This window comes from Stutzerimonas azotifigens DSM 17556, from assembly GCF_000425625.1.
Taxonomy (GTDB): domain Bacteria; phylum Pseudomonadota; class Gammaproteobacteria; order Pseudomonadales; family Pseudomonadaceae; genus Stutzerimonas; species Stutzerimonas azotifigens.
This window is the reverse complement of sequence record NZ_AUDU01000039.1, coordinates 46,498-67,783: the sequence shown is the minus strand read 5'-3', so window position 1 is coordinate 67,783 and position 21,286 is coordinate 46,498. Positions and strand designations below refer to the sequence as shown.

Annotated in this window: 23 protein-coding genes; 13 read left to right on the top strand and 10 right to left on the bottom strand. The window is 67.9% G+C overall.

Features of this window, described 5'->3' with window-relative positions; translation table 11 throughout:
- Positions 1-33: 33 nt before the first annotated feature.
- Both H610_RS0103690 and H610_RS0103685 read left to right on the top strand, forming a co-directional pair.
- Positions 34-1,248 carry a putative DNA modification/repair radical SAM protein gene (locus H610_RS0103690; RefSeq protein WP_028238425.1) on the top strand — a complete coding sequence of 405 codons (1,215 nt, stop codon included), beginning with the start codon at positions 34-36 and terminating at the stop codon, positions 1,246-1,248.
- A 4-nt stretch (positions 1,249-1,252) separates the two neighbouring features.
- Entirely contained in the window at positions 1,253-2,695 is a 1,443-nt protein-coding gene (locus H610_RS0103685) for a UdgX family uracil-DNA binding protein (RefSeq protein WP_028238424.1), read from the top strand.
- Here H610_RS0103685 and H610_RS0103680 read toward each other — a convergent pair.
- Positions 2,692-3,855, bottom strand: a complete 1,164-nt coding sequence (locus H610_RS0103680; RefSeq protein WP_028238423.1) for a PilT/PilU family type 4a pilus ATPase — start codon at positions 3,853-3,855, stop codon at positions 2,692-2,694. The two genes, H610_RS0103685 and H610_RS0103680, sit on opposite strands and share 4 nt — an antisense overlap.
- A 40-nt stretch (positions 3,856-3,895) precedes the next feature.
- A complete protein-coding gene (pilT, locus tag H610_RS0103675) occupies positions 3,896-4,930 on the bottom strand; it encodes a type IV pilus twitching motility protein PilT (protein WP_028238422.1) in 1,035 nt (344 codons plus the stop codon).
- Positions 4,931-4,996: 66 nt separating this feature from the next.
- Between pilT and H610_RS0103670 the strand changes: the two genes are divergently transcribed.
- The 10 genes from H610_RS0103670 to H610_RS0103625 all read left to right on the top strand — a co-directional run bounded on the left by H610_RS0103670 (position 4,997) and on the right by H610_RS0103625 (position 13,671).
- Positions 4,997-5,686: a YggS family pyridoxal phosphate-dependent enzyme gene (locus tag H610_RS0103670; RefSeq protein ID WP_028238421.1), complete on the top strand. Its 690-nt coding sequence runs from the start codon at positions 4,997-4,999 to the stop codon at positions 5,684-5,686.
- 17 nt (positions 5,687-5,703) lie between these two features.
- Positions 5,704-6,537, top strand: a complete 834-nt coding sequence (proC, locus tag H610_RS0103665) for a pyrroline-5-carboxylate reductase (RefSeq protein ID WP_028238420.1) — start codon at positions 5,704-5,706, stop codon at positions 6,535-6,537.
- Between the two features lie 14 nt (positions 6,538-6,551).
- Positions 6,552-7,142 (top strand): YggT family protein, encoded by a 591-nt coding sequence (locus tag H610_RS0103660; protein WP_028238419.1) that lies wholly within the window; start codon positions 6,552-6,554, stop codon positions 7,140-7,142.
- A 106-nt stretch (positions 7,143-7,248) separates the two neighbouring features.
- Positions 7,249-9,237, top strand: coding sequence for a dynamin-like GTPase family protein (locus tag H610_RS0103655; protein WP_028238418.1), 1,989 nt, complete (start codon positions 7,249-7,251; stop codon positions 9,235-9,237).
- Between the two features lie 85 nt (positions 9,238-9,322).
- Entirely contained in the window at positions 9,323-10,462 is a 1,140-nt protein-coding gene (gene metX, locus H610_RS0103650) for a homoserine O-succinyltransferase MetX (RefSeq protein WP_028238417.1), read from the top strand.
- 9 nt (positions 10,463-10,471) lie between these two features.
- Entirely contained in the window at positions 10,472-11,083 is a 612-nt protein-coding gene (metW, locus tag H610_RS0103645; RefSeq protein ID WP_028238416.1) for a methionine biosynthesis protein MetW, read from the top strand.
- Between the two features lie 15 nt (positions 11,084-11,098).
- Positions 11,099-11,518 carry a DUF4426 domain-containing protein gene (locus H610_RS0103640; protein ID WP_028238415.1) on the top strand — a complete coding sequence of 140 codons (420 nt, stop codon included), beginning with the start codon at positions 11,099-11,101 and terminating at the stop codon, positions 11,516-11,518.
- Complete coding sequence (gene rdgB / locus H610_RS0103635) at positions 11,515-12,111, top strand: RdgB/HAM1 family non-canonical purine NTP pyrophosphatase (protein WP_028238414.1); 597 nt, start codon at positions 11,515-11,517, stop codon at positions 12,109-12,111. Before H610_RS0103640 ends, rdgB begins: the two co-directional genes overlap by 4 nt.
- Entirely contained in the window at positions 12,108-13,331 is a 1,224-nt protein-coding gene (hemW, locus tag H610_RS0103630; RefSeq protein ID WP_084166370.1) for a radical SAM family heme chaperone HemW, read from the top strand. The genes rdgB and hemW overlap by 4 nt, the downstream gene beginning before the upstream one ends.
- A 16-nt stretch (positions 13,332-13,347) precedes the next feature.
- Positions 13,348-13,671: a DUF3392 domain-containing protein gene (locus H610_RS0103625; RefSeq protein ID WP_028238412.1), complete on the top strand. Its 324-nt coding sequence runs from the start codon at positions 13,348-13,350 to the stop codon at positions 13,669-13,671.
- A 100-nt stretch (positions 13,672-13,771) separates the two neighbouring features.
- Here the strand turns inward: H610_RS0103625 and H610_RS0103620 are convergent, their stop codons facing one another.
- The 5 genes from H610_RS0103620 to H610_RS0103600 form a co-directional block, all read right to left on the bottom strand.
- The gene (locus tag H610_RS0103620) at positions 13,772-15,106 is read right to left on the bottom strand and encodes a DUF1329 domain-containing protein (protein WP_028238411.1); all 1,335 of its coding nucleotides are present in this window, start codon (positions 15,104-15,106) and stop codon (positions 13,772-13,774) included.
- Positions 15,107-15,195: 89 nt separating this feature from the next.
- The gene (gene trmB / locus H610_RS0103615) at positions 15,196-15,909 is read right to left on the bottom strand and encodes a tRNA (guanosine(46)-N7)-methyltransferase TrmB (RefSeq protein WP_028238410.1); all 714 of its coding nucleotides are present in this window, start codon (positions 15,907-15,909) and stop codon (positions 15,196-15,198) included.
- A 46-nt stretch (positions 15,910-15,955) separates the two neighbouring features.
- A complete protein-coding gene (locus H610_RS0103610; protein WP_028238409.1) occupies positions 15,956-16,750 on the bottom strand; it encodes a thiazole synthase in 795 nt (264 codons plus the stop codon).
- A gap of 61 nt (positions 16,751-16,811) precedes the next feature.
- Positions 16,812-17,012 (bottom strand): sulfur carrier protein ThiS, encoded by a 201-nt coding sequence (thiS, locus tag H610_RS0103605; protein ID WP_028238408.1) that lies wholly within the window; start codon positions 17,010-17,012, stop codon positions 16,812-16,814.
- 72 nt (positions 17,013-17,084) lie between these two features.
- Positions 17,085-17,456 (bottom strand): DUF423 domain-containing protein, encoded by a 372-nt coding sequence (locus tag H610_RS0103600; protein WP_028238407.1) that lies wholly within the window; start codon positions 17,454-17,456, stop codon positions 17,085-17,087.
- A 71-nt stretch (positions 17,457-17,527) separates the two neighbouring features.
- Between H610_RS0103600 and mtgA the strand changes: the two genes are divergently transcribed.
- Entirely contained in the window at positions 17,528-18,244 is a 717-nt protein-coding gene (mtgA, locus tag H610_RS0103595; protein WP_028238406.1) for a monofunctional biosynthetic peptidoglycan transglycosylase, read from the top strand.
- Positions 18,245-18,637: 393 nt separating this feature from the next.
- On the opposite strand, the gene rpoH is transcribed toward mtgA, so the two are convergent.
- From rpoH to ftsE, 3 genes are all read right to left on the bottom strand, one after another.
- Positions 18,638-19,492 carry an RNA polymerase sigma factor RpoH gene (gene rpoH / locus H610_RS0103590; protein WP_028238405.1) on the bottom strand — a complete coding sequence of 285 codons (855 nt, stop codon included), beginning with the start codon at positions 19,490-19,492 and terminating at the stop codon, positions 18,638-18,640.
- Between the two features lie 111 nt (positions 19,493-19,603).
- On the bottom strand, positions 19,604-20,614 hold the full coding sequence (ftsX, locus tag H610_RS0103585) for a permease-like cell division protein FtsX (RefSeq protein ID WP_028238404.1): 1,011 nt from the start codon (positions 20,612-20,614) through the stop codon (positions 19,604-19,606).
- Positions 20,614-21,282, bottom strand: coding sequence for a cell division ATP-binding protein FtsE (gene ftsE, locus H610_RS0103580; protein WP_028238403.1), 669 nt, complete (start codon positions 21,280-21,282; stop codon positions 20,614-20,616). The genes ftsX and ftsE overlap by 1 nt, the downstream gene beginning before the upstream one ends.
- Positions 21,283-21,286 lie beyond the last annotated feature (4 nt).

Here is a 21,286-nt window from a genome sequence, read left to right as displayed (position 1 = left end):
TACTGTATTTATTTACAGTATTCGGACGTTCCCGTGGACCTGACCGACAAGCTCATCGTGCTCGCCGATGCGGCGAAGTATGACGTTTCCTGCGCCAGCAGCGGTGCGCCGCTGCGCAGTTCCAAGGGCCGCGAGGGCCTGGGCGCCAGCAATGGCGCCGGCATCTGCCACAGCTTCACGCCCGACGGGCGCTGCGTGTCGCTGCTCAAGGTGCTGCTGACCAATTTCTGCCTGTACGACTGCCAGTACTGCGTAAACCGTCGTTCCAGCGACGTGCCCCGCGCCCGCTTCACGCCCGATGAAGTCGTCCGGCTGACGCTCGACTTCTATCGCCGCAATCTCGTCAGCGGGCTGTTCCTCAGCTCCGGCATCATCCGCTCGGCCGACTACACGATGGAGCAGCTGGTCGGGGTGGCCCGCCTGCTGAGAAAGACCCACGCGTTTCGCGGCTACATCCACCTGAAGACCATTCCGGATGCCGCGCCGGAGCTCATCGCCGAAGCCGGGCTGTACGCCGATCGGCTGAGCGTGAACATCGAACTGCCGACCGAAAGCGGGCTGGAGCGCCTGGCGCCGGAGAAGAACGGCCAGAGCATCCGCCGGGCGATGGGCCGCATACGCCTCGGCGTCGAGGAAAGCGGCGACGAGCCGCGGGCGCCGCGTTTCGCGCCGGCCGGGCAGAGCACGCAGATGATCGTCGGCGCCGACCCCACGGACGACCACACCATCCTCGACACCGCCCAGCGCCTGTACGGCGCCTATAGCCTCCGGCGCGTGTACTACTCGGCCTTCAGTCCCATTCCGCAGAGCCCCGGCTCCGTGCCGCGGCAGGCACCGCCGCTGCTGCGCGAGCACCGCCTGTACCAGGCCGATTTCCTGATGCGCGGCTACGGATTCGGCGCGGCGGAACTGCTCCCCGCCCCGGGCAACCTGCCGCTGGACATCGACCCCAAGCTGGCCTGGGCGCTGAATCACCGCGAGCAGTTTCCGGTCGATCTGAACCGGGCCGAGGCCATGCTGATCGCCCGGGTGCCGGGAATAGGCGTGCGCAATGCCAAGCGGCTGGTACAGCTCAGGCGCGAGCGCCGCATTCGCTACGAGGATCTGGTCAGGCTGCGCTGTCCGATGGACAAGCTCCGGGCGTTCGTCGTGGTCCAGGACTACCGGCCGCCGCACGGCGACCTGGAGACCGGCCTGCTGCGCCGCGCGCTCGCCGACAGCCCCAAGACCCAGCTGGCGCTCTGGTGAGCCGATGCGCACGGTATTCATCGAGCGCGGTTTCGAGGACTGGCGGCGCCAGAGCCGCCAGTTGCTGCAGGCGGGAATCGCACCGCACGAGCTGACCTGGACGAACGGACAGGCGGGTTCCGACCTGTTCGCAGCCGCCGCCGGTGACGATGGCGGAACGCCTGGGCCGCCCCGTCCCACCCGCGTTCCTCGCGAGCTTCCGGCCCTGCTGGAGTGTGCCTCGCGCTTTCGCGCCGGAGACCGCTGGGCCTTGCTCTATCGCGTGCTGTGGCGTGTGGCGCACGGAGATCGCAGCGCCATGCTCGCGGGTGATCGCGATGGCGGGGAACTGCAGCGGCGCATTCGCCAGGTGCGCCGGGAGGCCCACCACATGGAGGCCTTCGTGCGCTTTCGCGAGCGCCCGCAGACCGAGGGCGCGCCGCGCTTCGTCGCCTGGCACGAACCGGCGTACGACGTGCTGGAATTGGTGACCGAGCATTTCCTGGCCCGCCTGGGCCGCGTCGGCTGGCTGATTGCCACGCCCGATGCCGCGGCGCAGTCGAACGGCGTCGAGGCGCGCCTGCTCCACCCCTGCCCGCCCGAGCTCGCGGCAATGGCCAGGTCGACCGCCGACGACACTGACGAGCTGTGGCGGGCGTACTACAGCAGCACCTTCAACCCCGCCCGGGTCAACGCCGGCCTGGCGCGGCAGCACATGCCGGCACGCTTCTGGAAGCATCTGCCCGAAGGCGTCCTGATCGCACGGCTCGCCGCCAACGCCCAGCTCTCCCGGCCGCACCGGTCGCAGGCAGCCGCGGTTGCGGAAAAAGTCGGACAGCAGGTGCAGGTATGCACCGAACAGGCGCGACCGAAACGCCCGCTGCCGAGCAGCCTGGAGACGTGCCGCAACTGCGCGCTATGGCGGGACGCCACCTGCGCGGTGCCCGGCGAGGGCCCGAAGACGGCGGGGCTGATGCTGGTCGGCGAGCAGCCGGGCGACCAGGAGGATCTCGCCGGCCGTCCTTTCATCGGCCCGGCCGGGCGGCTGCTGGATCGGCAGTTGGCCGACGCCGACCTGCGCCGAGCGGAGGTCTACGTGACGAACGCGGTGAAGCACTTCAAGTGGCAGGCCGGTGGCGGGCTGCCGCCGCTGCGCCGGCATCGCACGCCCGATGCGGAAGAAATCGCCGCCTGCCGCCCCTGGCTCGAGCAGGAGCTGGCGCAGGTACGACCGAGGGTGGTCGTGGCGCTGGGCCGTACCGCACTGGCTGCCTTGCTGCAAGCGAGCGATCCGACCCGGCTGCGGCTCGCCGACTTCCTCGGGCGGCCACGCTGGCACAACGGACGCTGGGTCGTCGCGGCGCCCCATCCGGCGGCGATCCTACGCAGCGAAGGCACGCTGCGCGAGCGCCTGATCGGCGAGCTGCAGACCGCCCTGCGTCAGGCCGCGACCCTGCAGGCGGACTAGCGGAAGGTGATGCCCGGCTGGTCGTCGCTGACTTCCAGGGTCAGCCCCTGGGACATGGTGGTCAGGTGCTCGCCGTCGGTCTCCGAGCCGAGCTTGATCATCAGGCGCAGGTCGTTGGCCGAGTCGGCGTACAGCAGCGCATCCTCGTAGGTGATCTCGCCCTGCACGTAGAGGCTGTACAGCGCCTGGTCGAAGGTCTGCATGCCCTGCTCGGTGGAGCGTTTCATCAGCCCCTTGAGCTCGTGCACCTCGCCCTTACGGATCAGGTCGGCGGCCAGCGGGGTGTTGATCAGCACCTCGATCACCGCGCGGCGCCCCTTGCCGTCCGGCGTCGGCACCAGTTGCTGGGCGACGATCGCCTTGAGGTTCAGCGACAGGTCCATCCACACCTGCTGCTGGCGGTCGGCCGGGAAGAAGTTGATGATCCGGTCCAGCGCCTGGTTGGCGTTGTTCGCGTGCAGGGTGGCCAGGCACAGGTGGCCGGTCTCGGCGAAGGCCACGGCGTGGTCCATGGTCTCGCGGGTACGCACCTCGCCGATGAGGATCACGTCCGGCGCCTGGCGCAGGGTGTTCTTCAGCGCCACCTCGAAGGACTCGGTGTCGATCCCCACCTCGCGCTGGGTGACGATGCAGCTCTGGTGCTGGTGGATGAACTCGATCGGATCCTCGATGGAGATGATGTGGCCGCTGGAGTTCTTGTTGCGGTAGCCGATCATCGCCGCCAGCGAGGTGGACTTGCCGGTGCCGGTGGCGCCGACGAACAGCACCAGGCCGCGCTTGGTCATCGCCAGCTTCTTCAGCACGTCCGGCAGTTTGAGGTCCTCGATGGTGGGGATGTGCGTCTCGATGCGCCGCAGCACCATGCCCGCCAGGTTGCGCTGGAAAAAGGCACTGACCCGGAAACGACCGATGCCGCGCGCGCTGATGGCGAAGTTGCACTCGTGCTTTTCCATGAACTCGCGGCGCTGCTGCTCATTCATCACCGAGTACACGGTCTCGCGCGTCTGTTCGGGCGACATGGGGTTCTTGCTCACCGGCAGGATCTTGCCGTTGACCTTCATCGAAGGCGGCACGCCGGCAGTGATGAACAGGTCCGAGCCGCCCTTCTCGACCATCAGGCGCAGCAGTTTCTCGAATTCGGTTGCCAGGGTTTCATTCATCGCGCAGTCCGCCGTGCGGGGGAGTCTTCGTCGGAGCCGGTCACAGGCTTTCCGGGGTCTTGGCCTTCTCGCGCGCGCTTTCGCGCGTGACCAGCCCGCGGGCGACCAGGTTCTTCAGGCACATGTCCAGCGTCTGCATGCCCAGCGAGCCACCGGTCTGGATCGCCGAATACATCTGCGCCACCTTGTCCTCGCGGATCAGGTTACGGATCGCCGGGGTGCCGATCATGATCTCGTGCGCCGCCACCCGGCCGCCGCCGATCTTCTTCAACAGTGTCTGCGAGATCACCGCCTGCAGCGACTCGGACAGCATCGAGCGAACCATGGACTTTTCCTCGGCGGGAAACACGTCGACCACCCGGTCGATGGTCTTGGCCGCGGAGGTGGTGTGCAGGGTGCCGAACACCAGGTGGCCGGTCTCGGCCGCGGTCAGCGCCAGGCGGATGGTCTCCAGGTCGCGCATCTCGCCGACCAGGATGATGTCCGGGTCTTCCCGCAGCGCCGAGCGCAGGGCTTCGGAGAAGCCGAGGGTGTCGCGGTGCACCTCGCGCTGGTTGACCAGGCACTTCTTCGATTCGTGGACGAATTCGATCGGGTCCTCGATGGTGAGGATGTGGTGGTACTTGGTGTTGTTCAGGTAGTCGAGCATCGCCGCCAGGGTGGTGGACTTGCCCGAACCGGTCGGCCCGGTCACCAGTACCAGGCCGCGCGGGACGTCGGAGACCTTCTTGAACACCTCGCCCATGCCGAGGTCTTCCATGGTCAGGACCTTCGACGGAATGGTCCGAAACACCGCGCCGGCGCCGCGGTTCTGGTTGAAGGCGTTGACCCGGAAACGCGCCACGCCGGGCACTTCGAAGGAGAAGTCGGTCTCGAGGAATTCTTCGTAATCCTTGCGCTGCTTGTCGTTCATGATGTCGTAGATCAGCGCGTGCACCTGCTTGTGGTCGAGCGGGGGCAGGTTGATCCGACGCACGTCGCCGTCGACCCGGATCATCGGCGGAAGGCCGGAGGAAAGGTGCAGGTCCGATGCACCCTGCTTGGCGCTGAACGCCAGCAGCTCAGTGATATCCATGGGACTCCCCAATAACAGGCAAGCAGGTAGAATGCCGCGCAGACCCCTGGGGCGGCGGCGGAAGTAATGTCCACGATAGCGTTGAATATTGCAAAGGTCGGTACGCGGATACGTGAGGCGGCGCAAGCCGCGGGCCGCAGCCCCGAGAGCGTGGGCCTGCTGGCGGTCAGCAAGACCCAGCCGGCGGCCGCCGTCCGCGAGGCCTTCGCCGCCGGGCTGCGCGACGTCGGCGAGAACTACCTGCAGGAAGCGCTGGACAAGCAGGCCGAACTGACCGACCTGCCGCTGACCTGGCATTTCATCGGCCCCATCCAGTCCAACAAGACCCGGCCGATCGCCGAGCACTTCGACTGGGTGCATTCGGTCGACCGCCTGAAGGTCGCCGAGCGGCTATCGGCCCAGCGCCCCGCCGGGCGCGCGCCGCTGAACGTCTGCCTGCAGGTGAACCTCAGCGGCGAGGCGAGCAAGTCGGGCTGCGAGCCGGACGCACTCGCCGAGCTGGCCCGATGCGTCGCCACCCTGCCCAACCTGCGCCTGCGTGGCCTGATGGCCATCCCCGCGCCGACCGACGACCCGGCCGAACAGCACGCCGCCTTCGCCCGCCTGCGGCAGCTGCGCGACGGCCTCGGCCTGCCGCTGGACACCCTCTCGATGGGCATGAGCCAGGACCTGGAAGCCGCCATCGCCGAAGGCGCCACCTGGGTCCGCATCGGCACCGCCCTGTTCGGCGCACGCGACTACGGCGCGCGCCCGTGATCCCAAGGAAGCCAACGATGACCGATTCCCGCATCACCTTCATCGGCGCCGGCAACATGGCCGCCAGCCTGATCGGCGGCCTGATCGCCCAGGGCGTCCCGCCGCAGTCGATACGCGCCGCCGATCCCGGCGCCGAGCAGCGCGCCAGAATCGCCGAACAGTTCGGCGTCGCCACCTTCGCCGACAATGCCGAAGCCGTGGCCGGTGCCGAGGTGGTGCTGCTGGCGGTCAAGCCGCAGGTGATGAAGCCGGTCTGCCAGGCGCTGGCCCCGGCGCTGGAACAGCGCCCGCTGATCGTCTCGATCGCCGCCGGCATCACCTGCCAGAGCCTGCAGCGCTGGCTCGCCGGCCCGCAGTCTGGCGCGCCGGCGGTGGTGCGCTGCATGCCCAACACCCCGGCGCTGCTGCGCCAGGGCGCCAGCGGCCTGTACGCCAGCGCCGAGGTCTCGCCGGCCCAACGCGCCCTGGCCGAACGGCTGATGTCCGCGGTGGGCCTGGCGCTGTGGCTGGAAGAGGAGCGGCTGATCGACGCGGTGACCGCGCTTTCCGGCAGCGGCCCGGCCTACTTTTTCCTGCTCGCCGAGGCCATGACCGCCGCCGGCGAGCGGCTCGGCCTGCCGCGCGAGACCGCGGTGCAGCTGGCCAGCCATACCGCGCTCGGCGCCGGTCGAATGCTCTGCGAGAGCGGCGTCGAGGCGGCCGAATTGCGTCGGCGTGTAACCTCGCCGAACGGAACCACCGAAGCGGCTATCAAAGCGTTTCAGTCCGGGGGCTTCGAGGCCCTTGTGCAACAGGCCCTGGACGCCGCCGCGGCGCGTTCGGGCGAACTGGCCGAGCAGCTGGGCCAATAAGGAGCCATCGACCCATGATTGGAATGAACACCGCCGCCATCTACATCCTGCAGACGCTCGGCAGCCTCTATCTGCTGATCGTCCTGCTGCGCTTCATCCTGCAGCTGGTGCGCGCCGACTTCTACAACCCGCTGAGCCAGTTCGTGGTGCGCGCCACCCATCCGCTGCTCAAGCCGCTGCGGCGCATCATCCCGAGCGTCGGCGGCCTGGACTTGGCCTCGCTGGTGCTGGCGATCCTGGTGCAGATGCTGCTGATGGCGCTGACCCTGCTGCTGGCCTACGGCACCACCGGCAACCCGCTGCAGCTGCTGATCTGGGCGATCATCGGCGTCACCGGGCTGTTCCTGAAGATCTTCTTCTTCGCCCTGATCATCAGCGTGATCCTCTCCTGGGTCGCGCCCAACAGCCACAACCCGGGCGCCGAGCTGGTCAACCAGCTGTGCGAGCCGGTGCTGGCGCCCTTCCGCCGCTTCCTGCCGAACCTCGGCGGCCTGGACATCTCGCCGATCTTCGCCTTCCTGGTGCTCAAGCTGCTGGACATGATGGTGATCAACAACCTGGCCGCCATGACCGGCATGCCCAGCGTCCTGCGCGTGCTGATCTGACCGTCTGCTCCCCGCCGGCGCCCGCCCGGCGGGCGTTGGCATCGTGCGGATTGACGCTGCCGCGCACCGGCGCATAATCGCCGCACTTCAGGGTTCATCAGGGAAGATGGCAATGGAACGTCTCGATCAGCAGGTCAGCGCCTACGTCGACTGGAAACGCGACCTGGTCCGCGAGATCACCCGTTACCGCGGCTGGCTGGCGCACAACCGGCTGAATTCCGAGGCGGTCGACCATCGCCTGGACCGCGCCCTGCGGCTGCTGCGCAGCGACCAGATCACGCTGGCCTTCGTCGGCGAGTTCTCCCGCGGCAAGACCGAGCTGATCAACAGCCTGTTCTTCTCCGAGTACGGCCAGCGCATGCTGCCTTCGCGCGCCGGCCGCACCACCATGTGCCCCACCGAGCTGTTCTACGACCCGCGCGCGGAGCGCTCCTACATCCGCCTGCTGCCGATCGAGACGCGCCTCACCGAAACCAGCATCGCCCAGTTCAAGCGCACGCCCCGGCACTGGGTGTCCATCCCGCTGGACCCGAGCGACCCGGAGAACATGGCGCAGGCCTTCACCCAGGTGGCGCAGACCCGCGCGATGCCGGTGGAACAGGCCATCCAGCTGGGCTTCCACCCGGACATGCTGGAAAGCGCCGGCAAGACCGGCCAGGTGCTGGTGCCGGCCTGGCGGCACGCGCTGGTCAACTTCGACCACCCGCTGCTGCGCCAGGGCCTGCGCATCCTCGACACCCCCGGGCTGAACGCGCTGGGCAGCGAGCCGGAGCTGACCCTGTCGATGCTGCCCAACGCCCAGGCGGTGATCTTCCTGCTCAGCGCCGATACCGGCGTCACCGCCAGCGACATGCACGTCTGGCAGCAGCACATCCACCAGCTCGGCGAAGGCACGGCGGGCAACCTGTTCGCCGTGCTGAACAAGATCGACGTGCTCTGGGACGACCTGGCCGGCGAGGCGGCGGTGGACGAGGCCATCGCCCGGGTGCGCGAACAGACCGCCGGGCAGCTCGGCATCAGCAGCCAGGACGTGCTGCCGCTGTCGGCCAAGCAGGCGCTACTGGCGCGGGTACGGAACGATCAGGCGCTGCTGCGGCGCAGCCGGCTGGGCGCGCTGGAACAGCTGCTCTGCGAACGGCTGATCTCGCACAAGGAGCGGCTGCTGGAGGAGCGCGTGGTGCGCCAGGTGCTCGCGCTGATGCACAACAGCCAGCAGGTGCTCGGCCAGCGGCTCGGCAAGGTACAGGAGCACCGCGTGCTGCTCGCCGGCCACCGCGAGGACACCGGCCGCATGCTCGAGGAGCTGACCGCACGCACGCGCCATGACCACGGCCTGCACCACAAGCGCCTGCTCGGCCTGCGAACCAACGAGCGGCTGCTCAAGCGCCAGGGCGACCTGCTGCGGGTGGCGGTGCGTGCCGAGCGTCTGGAGGAACACCTGGCCCGGCTGCGGCGCACGCTCAAGGACAGCCTGACCACGCTCGGCATCAACCTTGGCATCCTGCACTTTTTCCGCAGCATCGAGCTCGACCTCGGGCAGCTGGAACAGGAGGCCGAACTGGCCAACAAGATGGTCGCGGCCATCTACCAGCGGCACAACCAGGAAAATCCCCTGCAGGGCCTGGACGCCCCGGAATTCCGCATTGCCCCCTACCAGCGCGAACTCAAGGCGCTGCAGGCCAAAGCCGACCAGTTCCGCCTGCAGATCAAGACCCTGCTCACCGAGCAGGGCGCGCTGACCCGGCGCTTTTTCTCCACCCTGGTGCAGGAAGTCATCGGCCTGCACCAGCGCCTGCGCCAGGAGGCCGAGCAGTGGGCCGGCGACGCGCTCACCCCGCTGATCCAGCAGAGCCTGGAGCACAAGCAGCAGCTCGAAGCGCACATGCTCCAGCTGCGCGGCATGGCGCTCGAGGCCCGTCACACCCAGCAGCGGGCACACCTGCTGGAGCGCTACGTCGCCGAGCTCGAGCAGCAGCTCGAGCAGGCCGGCGAGATGATCCGCCTGCTGCGTCGCCCCGCGCCGGCCGCGCGGCAGGGCAAGGTGGTCACCCTGCCGAGCGCGGCGCACCCGTTCGGCGCCCGCGAACAGGCCTGAACGGCGGGCCGGCCGGATATACAGGATGAATTGAACGGCGCTTGCCAGTAGACTTTGCCGCCATCTTTTTGCGAGAGCAGGGTCGATGCCCACTGCCATACCCGCCGATTCCGTTGGCCTGGTGACGCCGCAGACCGTTCATTTCGCCGAGCCGCTGACACTGGCCTGCGGGCGCACGCTCAGCGAATTCCAGCTAATCTACGAAACCTACGGCCAGCTCAACGCCAGCCGCAGCAATGCGCTGCTGATCTGCCATGCGCTGTCGGGGCATCACCACGCCGCCGGCTATCACAGCGCCGAAGACCGCAAGCCCGGCTGGTGGGACAGCTGCATTGGCCCCGGCAAGCCGATCGACACCAACCGCTTCTTCGTCGTCAGCCTGAACAACCTCGGCGGCTGCAACGGCTCGACCGGCCCCTGCAGCCTCAACCCGGCGACCGGCAAGCCGTACGGCGCCGACTTCCCGGTGGTGACCGTCGAGGACTGGGTGCACAGCCAGGCGCGCCTGGCCGATCACCTCGGCATCAGCCAGTGGGCCGCGGTGGTCGGCGGCAGCCTCGGCGGCATGCAGGCGCTGCAGTGGACCATCAGCTACCCGGAGCGGGTGCGCCACTGCGTGGCGATCGCCTCGGCACCGCGCCTGTCGGCGCAGAACATCGCCTTCAACGAGGTCGCCCGCCAGGCGATCCTGTCGGATCCGGAGTTCCACGGCGGTCACTTCCACGAGCAGGGCGTGATCCCACGGCGCGGGCTGATGCTGGCGCGCATGGTCGGGCACATCACCTACCTGTCCGATGACGCCATGGGCGCCAAGTTCGGCCGCGGGCTCAAGAGCGACAAGCTGAACTACGACTTCAACAGCGTCGAGTTCCAGGTGGAGAGCTACCTGCGCTACCAGGGCGAAGAGTTTTCCGGCCGCTTCGACGCCAACACCTACCTGCTGATGACCAAGGCGCTGGACTACTTCGACCCGGCCGCCGCGCACGGCGACGACCTGGCGGCCACCCTGGCGCCGGCCCAGGCGAGCTTCTGCGTGATGTCCTTCACCACCGACTGGCGTTTCTCGCCGGCCCGCTCGCGCGAGATCGTCGACGCCCTGGTGGCGGCCGGCAAGAACGTCAGCTACCTGGAGATCGACGCGCCGCAGGGCCACGACGCCTTCCTCATGCCGATCCCCCGCTACCTGCAAGCCTTTGGCGGTTACCTCAACCGCATCGCCGTATAGGACCCGAACATGCGTGCCGACCTCGACATCATCCAGGAATGGATTCCGACCGGCAGCCGGGTGCTCGACCTCGGCTGCGGCAGCGGCGAACTGCTCGCCTGGCTGCGCGACCACAAGCAGGTCAGCGGCTATGGCCTGGAGATCGATCCTGACAACATCGCCACCTGCCTCGAAAACGGCGTCAACGTCATCGAGCAGGACCTCGACAAGGGTCTCGGCAACTTCGCCAGCGACAGCTTCGACGTGGTGGTGATGACCCAGGCGCTGCAGGCGGTGCACTACCCCGACCGGCTGCTCAAGGAGATGCTGCGGGTGGGGCGCGAGTGCATCATCACCTTCCCCAACTTCGGCCACTGGCGCTGCCGCTGGTACCTGGCGAGCAAGGGCCGCATGCCGGTGTCGGAATTTCTGCCCTATACCTGGTACAACACGCCGAACATCCATTTCTGCACCTTCGAGGACTTCGAGAACCTCTGCCTGGAACTCGACATCACGGTGAAGGAACGCCTGGCGGTCGACCGCGAGCACCGCCACGGCTGGGCCAGCCGCCTGTGGCCCAACCTGCTGGGCGAGATCGGCATCTATCGCGTGACCGGCGCGCCCCTGACCCCACAACCCTGACGCTGGAGGACCCTGATGAAAGCCGCCTGGATATTCGTGCTCGGCCTGCTTGTCGCCCTGCCGGCCATGGCCGAACGCAAGCACAGCTTCGGCGAGTACGACGTGCACTACATCGCCTTCAATTCCGGCTTCCTGCAGCCGGACATCGCCCAGGCCGCCGGCCTGGTGCGCAGCAAGCAGCTCGGCGTGGTCAACGTCGCGGTGATGAAGAGCCAGCAGCCGGTCGATGCGCTGGTCAGCGGCACGGTGAAGAACCTGCTGGGGCAGGACCGCCCGCTGACCTTCAAGCCCTTCAAGGAGGGCGACTCGACCTACTACCTGGCGCAGTTCCCCTTCGACTCGCGCGAAGTGCTGCGCTTCGATCTCAACGTGCAGCCCATGGGCGGCGAGCCGGTGAACTTCACCTTCAACCAGGAATTCTTCCCCGACCGATGAAAGCCCTGACCGAACTGGTGCTGGCCAGCCATAACGCCGGCAAACTGAAGGAACTGCAGGCCATGCTCGGCGGCACCGTGAGGCTGCGCTCGGTCGGCGAGTTCAGCCAGGTCGAGCCGGAAGAGACCGGCTTGTCCTTCGTCGAGAACGCCATCCTCAAGGCGCGCAACGCCGCGCGCGTGTCCGGCCTGCCGGCGCTGGCCGACGACTCAGGTCTGGCGGTCGACGCGCTCGGCGGCTCGCCCGGCATCTACTCGGCGCGCTATGCCGGCGGCGCCGGCGATGCGGCGAACAACGCCAAGCTGCTCGAGGCCCTGCGCGACGTACCGGACGAGGAGCGCGGCGCGCAGTTCGTCTGCGCCCTGGCGCTGGTGCGGCACGCCGACGACCCGCTGCCGATCCTCTGCGAAGGGCTCTGGCACGGACGCATCCTGCATGCGCCACGCGGCGCCCAGGGTTTCGGCTACGACCCGCTGTTCTGGGTCCCGGAGACCGACTGCGCCAGCGCCGAACTGCCCACCGAGGAAAAGAACCGCCTCAGCCACCGCGCCCGCGCCATGGCGTTGTTGAAGGCACGGCTGGAGACCGCATGACAGCCGCCAAGGGCTTGAGGCTGGAGGCTGAACGAAAGAGCAGCACCCTCCTCCAGCCTCCAACCTCCAGCGAGGGGCTGTCAGCCCTGCTGCCGCCCCTGGCCGCCTACGTCCATATCCCCTGGTGCGTGCGCAAATGCCCGTACTGCGACTTCAACTCCCACGCGGCCGGGCCGTCGCTGCCGGAAGAGGAGTACGTGCGCGCGGTGCTCGCCGATCTCGAGACGGACCTGATGCAGGTCGCCGGCCGCCGCCTGGGTTCGGTGTTCTTCGGCGGCGGCACCCCGAGCCTGTTCTCGCCAGCCGCGCTCGGTGCCATCCTCGAGGGCCTGGAGCAGCGGGTCGGCTTCGACGATGATGTCGAGATCACCCTGGAGGCCAACCCCGGCACCTTCGAGCAGGCGAAATTCCGCGACTATCGGGCGCTCGGCATCAACCGGCTGTCGATCGGCGTGCAGAGCTTCCAGGCCGACAAGCTGCAGGCGCTCGGTCGCATCCACGACGGCGACGAAGCCATCCACGCGGCCGAGATGGCGCGCGCCGCCGGCTTCGACAACTTCAACCTCGACCTCATGCACGGGCTGCCGGGGCAGACGCTGGAGCAGGCCCTGGATGACCTGCGCCTCGCCATCGGGCAGGCGCCGACGCACCTGTCCTGGTACCAGCTGACGCTCGAACCCAACACGGTGTTCTGGAACAAGCCGCCGCAGCTGCCGGAGGACGACATCCTCTGGGACATCCAGGAAGCCGGGCAGGCGCTGCTCGCCGGGCATGGCTACCGGCAGTACGAGACCTCCGCCTACGCGCGTGACGGCCGGCGTGCACGGCACAACCTGAACTACTGGAGCTTCGGTGACTTCCTCGGCCTCGGCGCCGGCGCCCACGGCAAGCACACCCGCGCCGACGGCAGCATCTGGCGCACCTGGAAGACCCGGCTGCCGAAGGACTACCTGGCGCCGGGCAGGCCCGTGCTCGCCGGCGAGAAGCGCCTCGAACCGGCGGAGCTGCCGTTCGAGTTCCTGATGAACGCCCTGCGCCTCACCGACGGCGTGCCCGCCAGGCTGTTCGAAGAACGCACCGGCCTGCCGCTGGAGGCGCTATGTGATGGACGCCGCCAGGCCGAGGCGCGCGGGCTGCTGGCGGACGACCCGCAGCGACTGGTGGCCACGCCGCGCGGCCAGCTGTTCCTGAACGACCTGCTGCAACTGTTCCTGCCTTGAGGATGAGGAGTCCCCGATGGACCTGCTGATGGACCTGATCGCCACCCTGTCGCGCTGGAGCCGCGGCCACCTGTACGACATCTCCCTGGCGATCATGGCCACCCTGTTCGTATTGTTCGGGCCCGCCCTCAACGCCTGGGTGCAGCGCAGCATCGCCGGGCTGAACTTCTTCTTCCGCACGCTGATCTTCGTGCTCGTCTGCGCCATCGGCTACGGCCTGGCGATCGTCTTCCTCACGCCCTGGCTGGCGCACGGCCTGGCCTACTTCACCAACTACACCCTGGCGCCGGTGCTGCTGCTGATCTTCTTCGTGATCGGGGTGATGGCCGACCGGCGCTGACGGCGCCGTTTTGCATTGGGCCAAGGGTGGTGGGCGGATTACAACTCGTAGGGTGGGCTTCAGCCCACCATTCCCCGGACCCGCCGGCCTGGCGAACGACTCAGTTCCCCCGACGCAGGGCCTGCGGGGTGAAGTCGCGCGGCGTCAGCCGGACGTCGAAATCGTACATCGGCTCGTTGTTGTCCAGCCCGTCGACGAAGTAGTTGCCGCCCTTGAAGTCGTACAGCGTCTCCAGGGTGCTGTTGAACATCGGCACCTCGTAGTAGCTGATCGGATGGCTTTCCTGCAGCCCCACCAGTTCGCCCCTGCCGTTGTAGAGATCGACCGCGAGGATCTGCCAGCTGTCCTCGTCGATGTAGAAGCGGCGCTTGTGGTACGGGTGGTTGAAGCTGACCCGCAGGTCCGCGTCGACGACCCAGACGCGGTGCAGCTCGTAGCGCAGCAGCTCGGGGTTGAGCGTCTGCGGCCGGACGATGGTCTCGTAAGGGATGCCCTTCTGGTGCACCGCATAACTGTTGTAAGGCACCAGCATCTCGCGCTTGCCCAGCAGGTTCCATTCGTAGCGGTCCGGGGCGCCGTTGTAGACGTCGACCACGTCCGCGGTGGCCAGGCCGCTGGTGTCCGGCTGCAGCGACTCGTAGGCCAGCGACGGCATGCGCCGCACGCGCCGGTCGTCCGGGCTGTAGCGCCAGGCCTTGCGGGTCGAGAGCACCTGGTCGAGGGTGTCCTCCACCACCAGCGCGGTGCCGGACAGCCTGGACGGCGCGGTGACCCTGTACTTGTAGTACAGCAGGGTGTTGTTCAGGTCCTCCTGGGTCACGCCCTCGCGGTTGTAAACGTAGAAGATATGGCGATCACGGGTGATGTACGTCGGCTTACCGCCGATGACCACCGCCTGGCTGTTGACGATGTGCGTCTGCTCGCCCCGGTAGTGGAGGATGTGGTTCCAGATCACTTCCAGCCCGCTCTGCGGGATCGGGAAGGGAATGCCGGCGGAGGCGCCGCGGATGCCGTTGCCGTTGGCGATCAGCTCGGCGCCGGTGGCGTTGCGCCGGGTCGCCTGGTAGATGCGCTCCGGGGCGGCGGCGCTGCGGCGGGTCGGGAACACCCTCAGGTAGTAGTCGGGATGCTTCTCCAGCAGCGCCTTCAGGCCATCCGGCAGCAGGGCGGAATACTGGGCCAGGCTGTTCCGGTCCACGCGGTAGAGCATGGGGTCGTTGGCGAACGGGTCGGGATGGTGCACGCCCGGCCGATAGCCGAGCGGCGGCTGTACGCCACCGCTCCATGCCGGGATGGTGCCCGTCGCATTACCCGCCCGTTCCGCCCCCAGCGGCGTCAGGTCGCTTCCCAGACGCGCCGCCCGGGCCTCGTCCAGCCCGGCCTGAGCCTGCGCAGCCACGGCTGCCAACAGCAATACACCGATCGTCCTGTACATCCATTTCTCCTTGAAGGCACCGCAGGCGTGCGGGCGCCTGGGACCGGGTCGGCCCGCGCTTGTGTGGTGGCTCTGTTTCTGGCTTTTTCTCAGTCGGAGCGCTGGAACTTCAGATCCCAGACGCCATGACCCAGGCGTTCGCCGCGGCGCTCGAACTTGGTGATCGGGCGCTCTTCGGGGCGAGGCACGAAGCCCTGCCCGCCGGCGAGGTTGCGATACCCGGGCACCGCATTCATGACGTCCAGCATGTGCTGCGCGTAAGGCTCCCAATCGGTCGCCATGTGCAGCACGCCGCCGATCCGCAGCTTCTGCCGGACCAGCTCGGCGAAGGCCGGCTGGACGATGCGTCGCTTGTGGTGACGGCTCTTGTGCCAGGGATCGGGGAAGAACAGCAGCACCCGATCGAGGCTCGCGTCCGCCACGCAATCGCGCAGGACCTCGAGCGCGTCGCAACTATAGACGCGGACGTTGTGCAGATTCTGTGACAGCAGTCCGGACAACAGCGCGCCGACGCCGGGCCTGTGCACCTCGACGCCGATGAAGTCCTGTTCCGGCGCGGCCGCCGCCATCTCCAGCAGGGAATGGCCCATGCCGAAACCGATCTCGAAGGTGCGCGGCGCCTGGCGGCCGAACACCTGGTCGAAATCGCGCAGGCCGTCGCCCAGCTCCAGGCCGAAGCGCGGCCAGCCCTGCTCGAGCCCGCGCTGCTGCCCTTCGGTCATGCGCCCGGCGCGCATCACGAAACTCTTGATGGTACGCAGGCGCGGGGCGGCGCGATCGGCGCTCTCGGGGTTCTGACTCATGTTGTCCTGACTGCAGTATGGGGAGAGGCGCCGGCGGGCGCCGGGTTCAGCGGACCAGCCCGTCCATCGGCGAGGAGGCGCTGGCATACAGCTTCTTCGGCATGCGACCGGCGAGGTAGGCCAGACGCCCGGCCTCGATCGCGTGCTTCATGGCGCGAGCCATCAGCACCGGATTCTGCGCATGGGCGATGGCGCTGTTCATCAGCACCGCCTCGCAGCCCAGTTCCATGGCGATGGTGGCGTCCGAGGCGGTGCCGACGCCGGCATCGACCAGCACCGGCACGGTCGCTTCCTCGAGGATGATGCGCAGGTTGTACGGGTTGCAGATTCCCAGCCCGGTGCCGATCAGGCCGGCCAGCGGCATCACCGCGATGCAGCCCATCTCCGCCAACTGGCGGGCGATGATGGGGTCGTCGCTGGTGTAGACCATGACGTCGAAGCCGTCCCTGACCAGCGTCTCGGCGGCCTTGAGGGTCTCGATCACGTTGGGGAACAGGGTCTTCTGGTCGGCCAGCACCTCGAGCTTGACCAGCTTGTGGCCGTCCAGCAGCTCGCGGGCCAGGCGGCAGGTGCGCACCGCTTCGGCGGCGTCGTAGCAGCCGGCGGTGTTGGGCAGGATGGTGTAGCGCTCCGGCGAGATCACGTCGAGCAGGTTCGGCTCGCCCGGGTTCTGCCCGATGTTGGTACGCCGGACCGCCACGGTGACGATCTCCGCGCCGGAGGCCTCGATGGCGTCGCGCGTCTCGTCGAGGTCCTTGTACTTGCCGGTGCCGACCAGCAGCCGCGACTGATAGGTACGGCCGGCCAGGGTGAAGGGCTTGTCGCTCGGAGCTGGGCTCATGGGTGCTACCTCGTGGATCAGTACGGGACGGGATCGGCGTGCAGGGCGCCGGGCGACCGGGCTAGCCGCCGCCGATCGCGTGCACGACCTCGACCTTGTCGCCCTCGCGCAGCGCCGTGTCGGCATGCTGGCTGCGGGGCACGATGTCGAGGTTCAATTCCACCGCGACGCGGCGGCCGGTCAGTTCGAGGCGTTGCAGCAGGTCGGCCACGGTCGACCCGCCGGGCACTTCGAAAGGTTCACCGTTGAGCTGGATTTGCATACAAAACCACGCCTCTTTTGAGGGGTCGGCATTCTAGCCCGATCGTGGGCAGCGACCAAGCGGCGAGCTGTCTCAGCCGAGCCGCAAGGCCAACAGCATGAGGCATAGCCAGCCGGCCATGAAGCAAACGCCGCCGAGCGGCGTGATCATGCCGAGCTTGCCAAGGCCGGTCAGGGTCAGCACGTACAGGCTGCCGGAGAACAGCAGGATGCCCAGCGCGAACAGGCTCCCGGCGGCGGCCACCAGGCGGCCCGGCAGGTGCAGGGCGAGCAGCGCGACGCCGAACAGGGCCAGCGTGTGCACCAACTGGTAGAGCACGCCGGTCTGGAACACCGCCAGGTACTCGGCGCTCAGGCGCGCCCTCAGCCCGTGGGCGGCGAAGGCGCCGAGGGCGACACCGGTCAAACCGAAGAAGGCCGAGAGCAGCAGAAAGGCACGAAACATGGAAACCCCTGGTCGTATCGGAGAGTTGGCTCCCTATAATGGCCGCCTCGACCCCGCCCGACCAAGCCGAGATGCTGCGTTCCCTGATTCGTCGCCTGTTCAAGCTGCTGCTCCTGCTCGCCGCCGGCTCGGCGCTGCTGGTGCTGGCGCTGCGCTGGGTGCCGCCGCCCTTCACCGCGATGATGGTCGAGCGCAAGATCGAATCCTGGATCGGCGGCGAGCCGATCGACCTGCAGCGCGACTGGCGACCCTGGAAGGAACTGCCGGACGCCCTGAAGATGGCGGTGATCGCCGCCGAGGACCAGAAGTTCGCCGATCACTGGGGCTTCGACGTCGCCGCCATCCGCGCCGCCTTCGCGCACAACGAGCGCGGCGGCTCGCTGCGCGGCGCCAGCACGCTGAGCCAGCAGGTGGCGAAGAACCTGTTCCTCTGGTCCGACCGCAGCTGGCTGCGCAAGGGGCTGGAGGTCTGGTTCACCGGGCTGATCGAGCTGTTCTGGCCGAAGCAACGGATCCTCGAGGTGTACCTCAACAGCGTCGAATGGGGCACCGGCGTCTTCGGCGCCGAGGCCGCGGCCCGGCATCATTTCGACGTGGGCGCGCCCTACCTTTCCACCCGCCAGGCCAGCCAGCTCGCGGCCGTGCTGCCGAACCCGCGAGAGTGGAGCGCCGGGCGGCCCAGCAGCTACGTACAACAGCGCGCGGCCTGGATTCGCCGGCAGATGCAGCAGCTCGGGGGGAGTCACTACCTGGCTCGGCTGCAGTCGGGGCGGACCAGCGGGCAGTGATGCATCAGACGCCTGGCCATGGATCGGCAAGAAGGCGGCCCCGCCGTTAGCGGAGGGCTCGCCGCGCTTTCCTCGACCCGGACTACAGATTGCGCCTTGCACGGCGCCTCACTTTTCTTTGTTTGCGCAAAGAAAAGTAAGCAAGAGAAGGCGCACCCCGGCATCCGGGTCCGCCCGCTACGCGGCCGGACTTCCCTCCTGACGGGGACGGGGTGTCGATCCCACCCTTGGTGGAAAGCAGGCGCAGCCAATAGGGGTGCGCCATGCGCATCTTCGAGCGAAGGATCGCTCGAAGGTCGGGAATTGGCAAAAGGAGCTTTTACCTCGAGCCAATGAAAAAAGCCGCAACGGCTTTCCGTTGCGGCTTTCTTGCTTGTCCCGGATAGATGGCGATCAGGCCGCCAACGACCCCTTGAGCTTGTTCAACGCGTTCTTCTCGAGCTGCCGTATGCGCTCGGCCGACACGTTGTACTTGGCCGCCAGGTCGTGCAGGGTCGCCTTGTCCTCCGACAGCCAGCGCTGCTGCAGGATGTCGCGGCTGCGCTCGTCGAGCCCTTCCAGCGCCTCGTGCAGGCTGGAGGTCGAACTGTCGCTCCAGTCGGCGTCTTCCAGCTGGCGCGCCGGATCGTAGCGGTGGTCTTCCAGATAGTGCGCGGGGGACTGGTAGGCACTGTCGTCGTCGGCATCCGCGGCCGGGTCGAAAGCCATGTCCTGGCCGGTCAGCCGGCTTTCCATCTCGCGCACTTCGTGCGGCTCGACGCCGAGGCTGTCGGCCACCGCGTTCACCTCCTCGTTGTTCAACCAGGCCAGCCGCTTCTTCTGGCTGCGCAGGTTGAAGAACAGCTTGCGCTGCGCCTTGGTGGTGGCGACCTTGACGATGCGCCAGTTGCGCAGGATGAACTCGTGGATTTCCGCGCGGATCCAGTGCACCGCGAAGGAGACCAGGCGCACGCCCATTTCCGGGTTGAAGCGCTTGACCGCCTTCATCAGGCCGACGTTGCCTTCCTGGATCAGGTCGGCCTGCGCCAGCCCGTAGCCCGAATAGCTGCGGGCGATGTGAACGACGAAACGCAGGTGCGCGAGCACCATCTGCCGGGCCGCATCGAGATCCTGGTGGTAATAGAGGCGCTCGGCCAGCTCGCGCTCCTGCTCCACGGTCAACAGCGGCAGGCTGTTCACCGTCTGCACGTAGGCCTCCAGGTTCGCCCCGGGGACCAGTGCCTGAACAGGTTGCAGAGAAGTAGTCATAGCGATCCTCCTACTCGTGAACCGCTGAAGTTTAACATTGCCCGATCCGACTGCAAGCCTGTGGAAAAGTTCCCTGACACACACTGAAATCCTTTTGTCATCAGCAGCTTATCAGCGAGGAGCGAGCTCGTTGAGATGGCGCGCGACGGCCAGCCAGGCGCCGATGTAACCGAGCAGGACCGCACCCAGCACCAGCGAGAAGCCATCGTCGGCCGGCACCCCGGCCAGGGCGAAATCGCTGCCGTAGAGGCCGGCCAGGCGCACCACCGCCTCGTTCAGCCAGTCGAGCCCGAAGGCCAGCAGCAGCCAGGCCAGCAGGCCGGCGCCAAGGCCGTAGAGCGCCCCCATGTAGAGGAACGGCCGGCGCACGTAGCCGTCGGTGCCGCCGACCAGCTTGACCACCTCGATCTCGGTACGGCGGTTCTCGATGTGCAGGCGGATGGTATTGCCGATCACCAGCAGCAGCGTGGCCACCAGCAGCAGCGTCAGGCCGAAGACGAAGCGGTCGCCGAGCCTGAGGATGGCGCTCAGCCGCTCCACCCACAGCAGGTCCAGCTGCGCCTGCTGCACGCCTGGCAGCTCGGCCAGCGTCTGGCGCAGCGTCTCGAGCTTGGCCTTGTCGACCTCGTGCGGCGTCACCAGGACCACGCCGGGCAGCGGGTTCTCCGGCAGCTCTCGCAGCGCCTCGCCCAGGCCCGACAGCTGCTGGAATTCCTCCAGCGCCTGGTCGCGGCTGATCCAGCTGGCCTCGGCGACCTCCGGCATTTCCGAAATCCGGTCGCGCAACGCCTGCCCACGCTGGTCGTCGACGTCCAGCTGCAGGAACAGCGAGATCTGCGCCGCGCGCTGCCAGGAGCCGCCGAGCCGCTCGACGTTGTCCAGCAGCAGCGCCAGGCCCATGGGCAGGCTCAGGGCCACCGCCATCACCAGGCAGGTGAAGAAGCTGCCGATCGGCTGCTTGCCCAGGCGCATCAGGCTGTCCACCAGGCTCGCCCGGTGGCTCTCCAGCCAGGCGTGGAACAGCGCCTTGAATTCCGGTTCGTCGCTCTGCGGGCGCGGCCCCTTGCCGCTGCCGCCGACGCGTTCGGCGGGCTTGCTCTCGGGGGTCTGGGCCGCCGACATCAGCCGGCCTCCCCGTCGCCGATCAGGCGTCCGCGCTGCAAGGTCAGCATGCGGTGGCGCATGCGGGCGATCAGCGCCAGGTCGTGGCTCGCGATCAATACCGTGGTACCCAGTTTGTTGATGTCTTCGAACACCGCCATGATCTCGGCCGCCAGGCGCGGATCGAGGTTGCCAGTCGGCTCGTCGGCCAGCAGCAGGGCCGGCTGGTGCACCACCGCGCGGGCGATGCCGACCCGCTGCTGCTGGCCGGTGGACAGGTCGGCGGGAAACTGCAGCGCCTTGTCCTTGAGGCTGACGCGCTCGAGCGCGGTCATCACCCGCTGGCCGATCTCGCGCTTGCCCATCCCGAGGATCTGCAGCGGCAGCGCGACGTTGTCGAACACCGTGCGGTCGAACAGCAGCTGGTGGTTCTGGAACACCACGCCGATCTGCCGGCGCAGGAAGGGAATCTGCGCGGTGGAGATGCGCGCCAGGTCCTGCCCGGCGAGCAGCAGCTTGCCGCCGGTGGGCCGTTCCATCGCCAGCAGCAGCCGCAGCAGGGTGCTCTTGCCGGCGCCGGAATGGCCGGTGACGAAGAGGAACTCGCCACGCCGCACGTGGAACGACAGCTCGTGCAGCCCGACGTGACCGTTGGGATAGCGCTTGGCGACCTGCTCGAAACGGATCACCCGG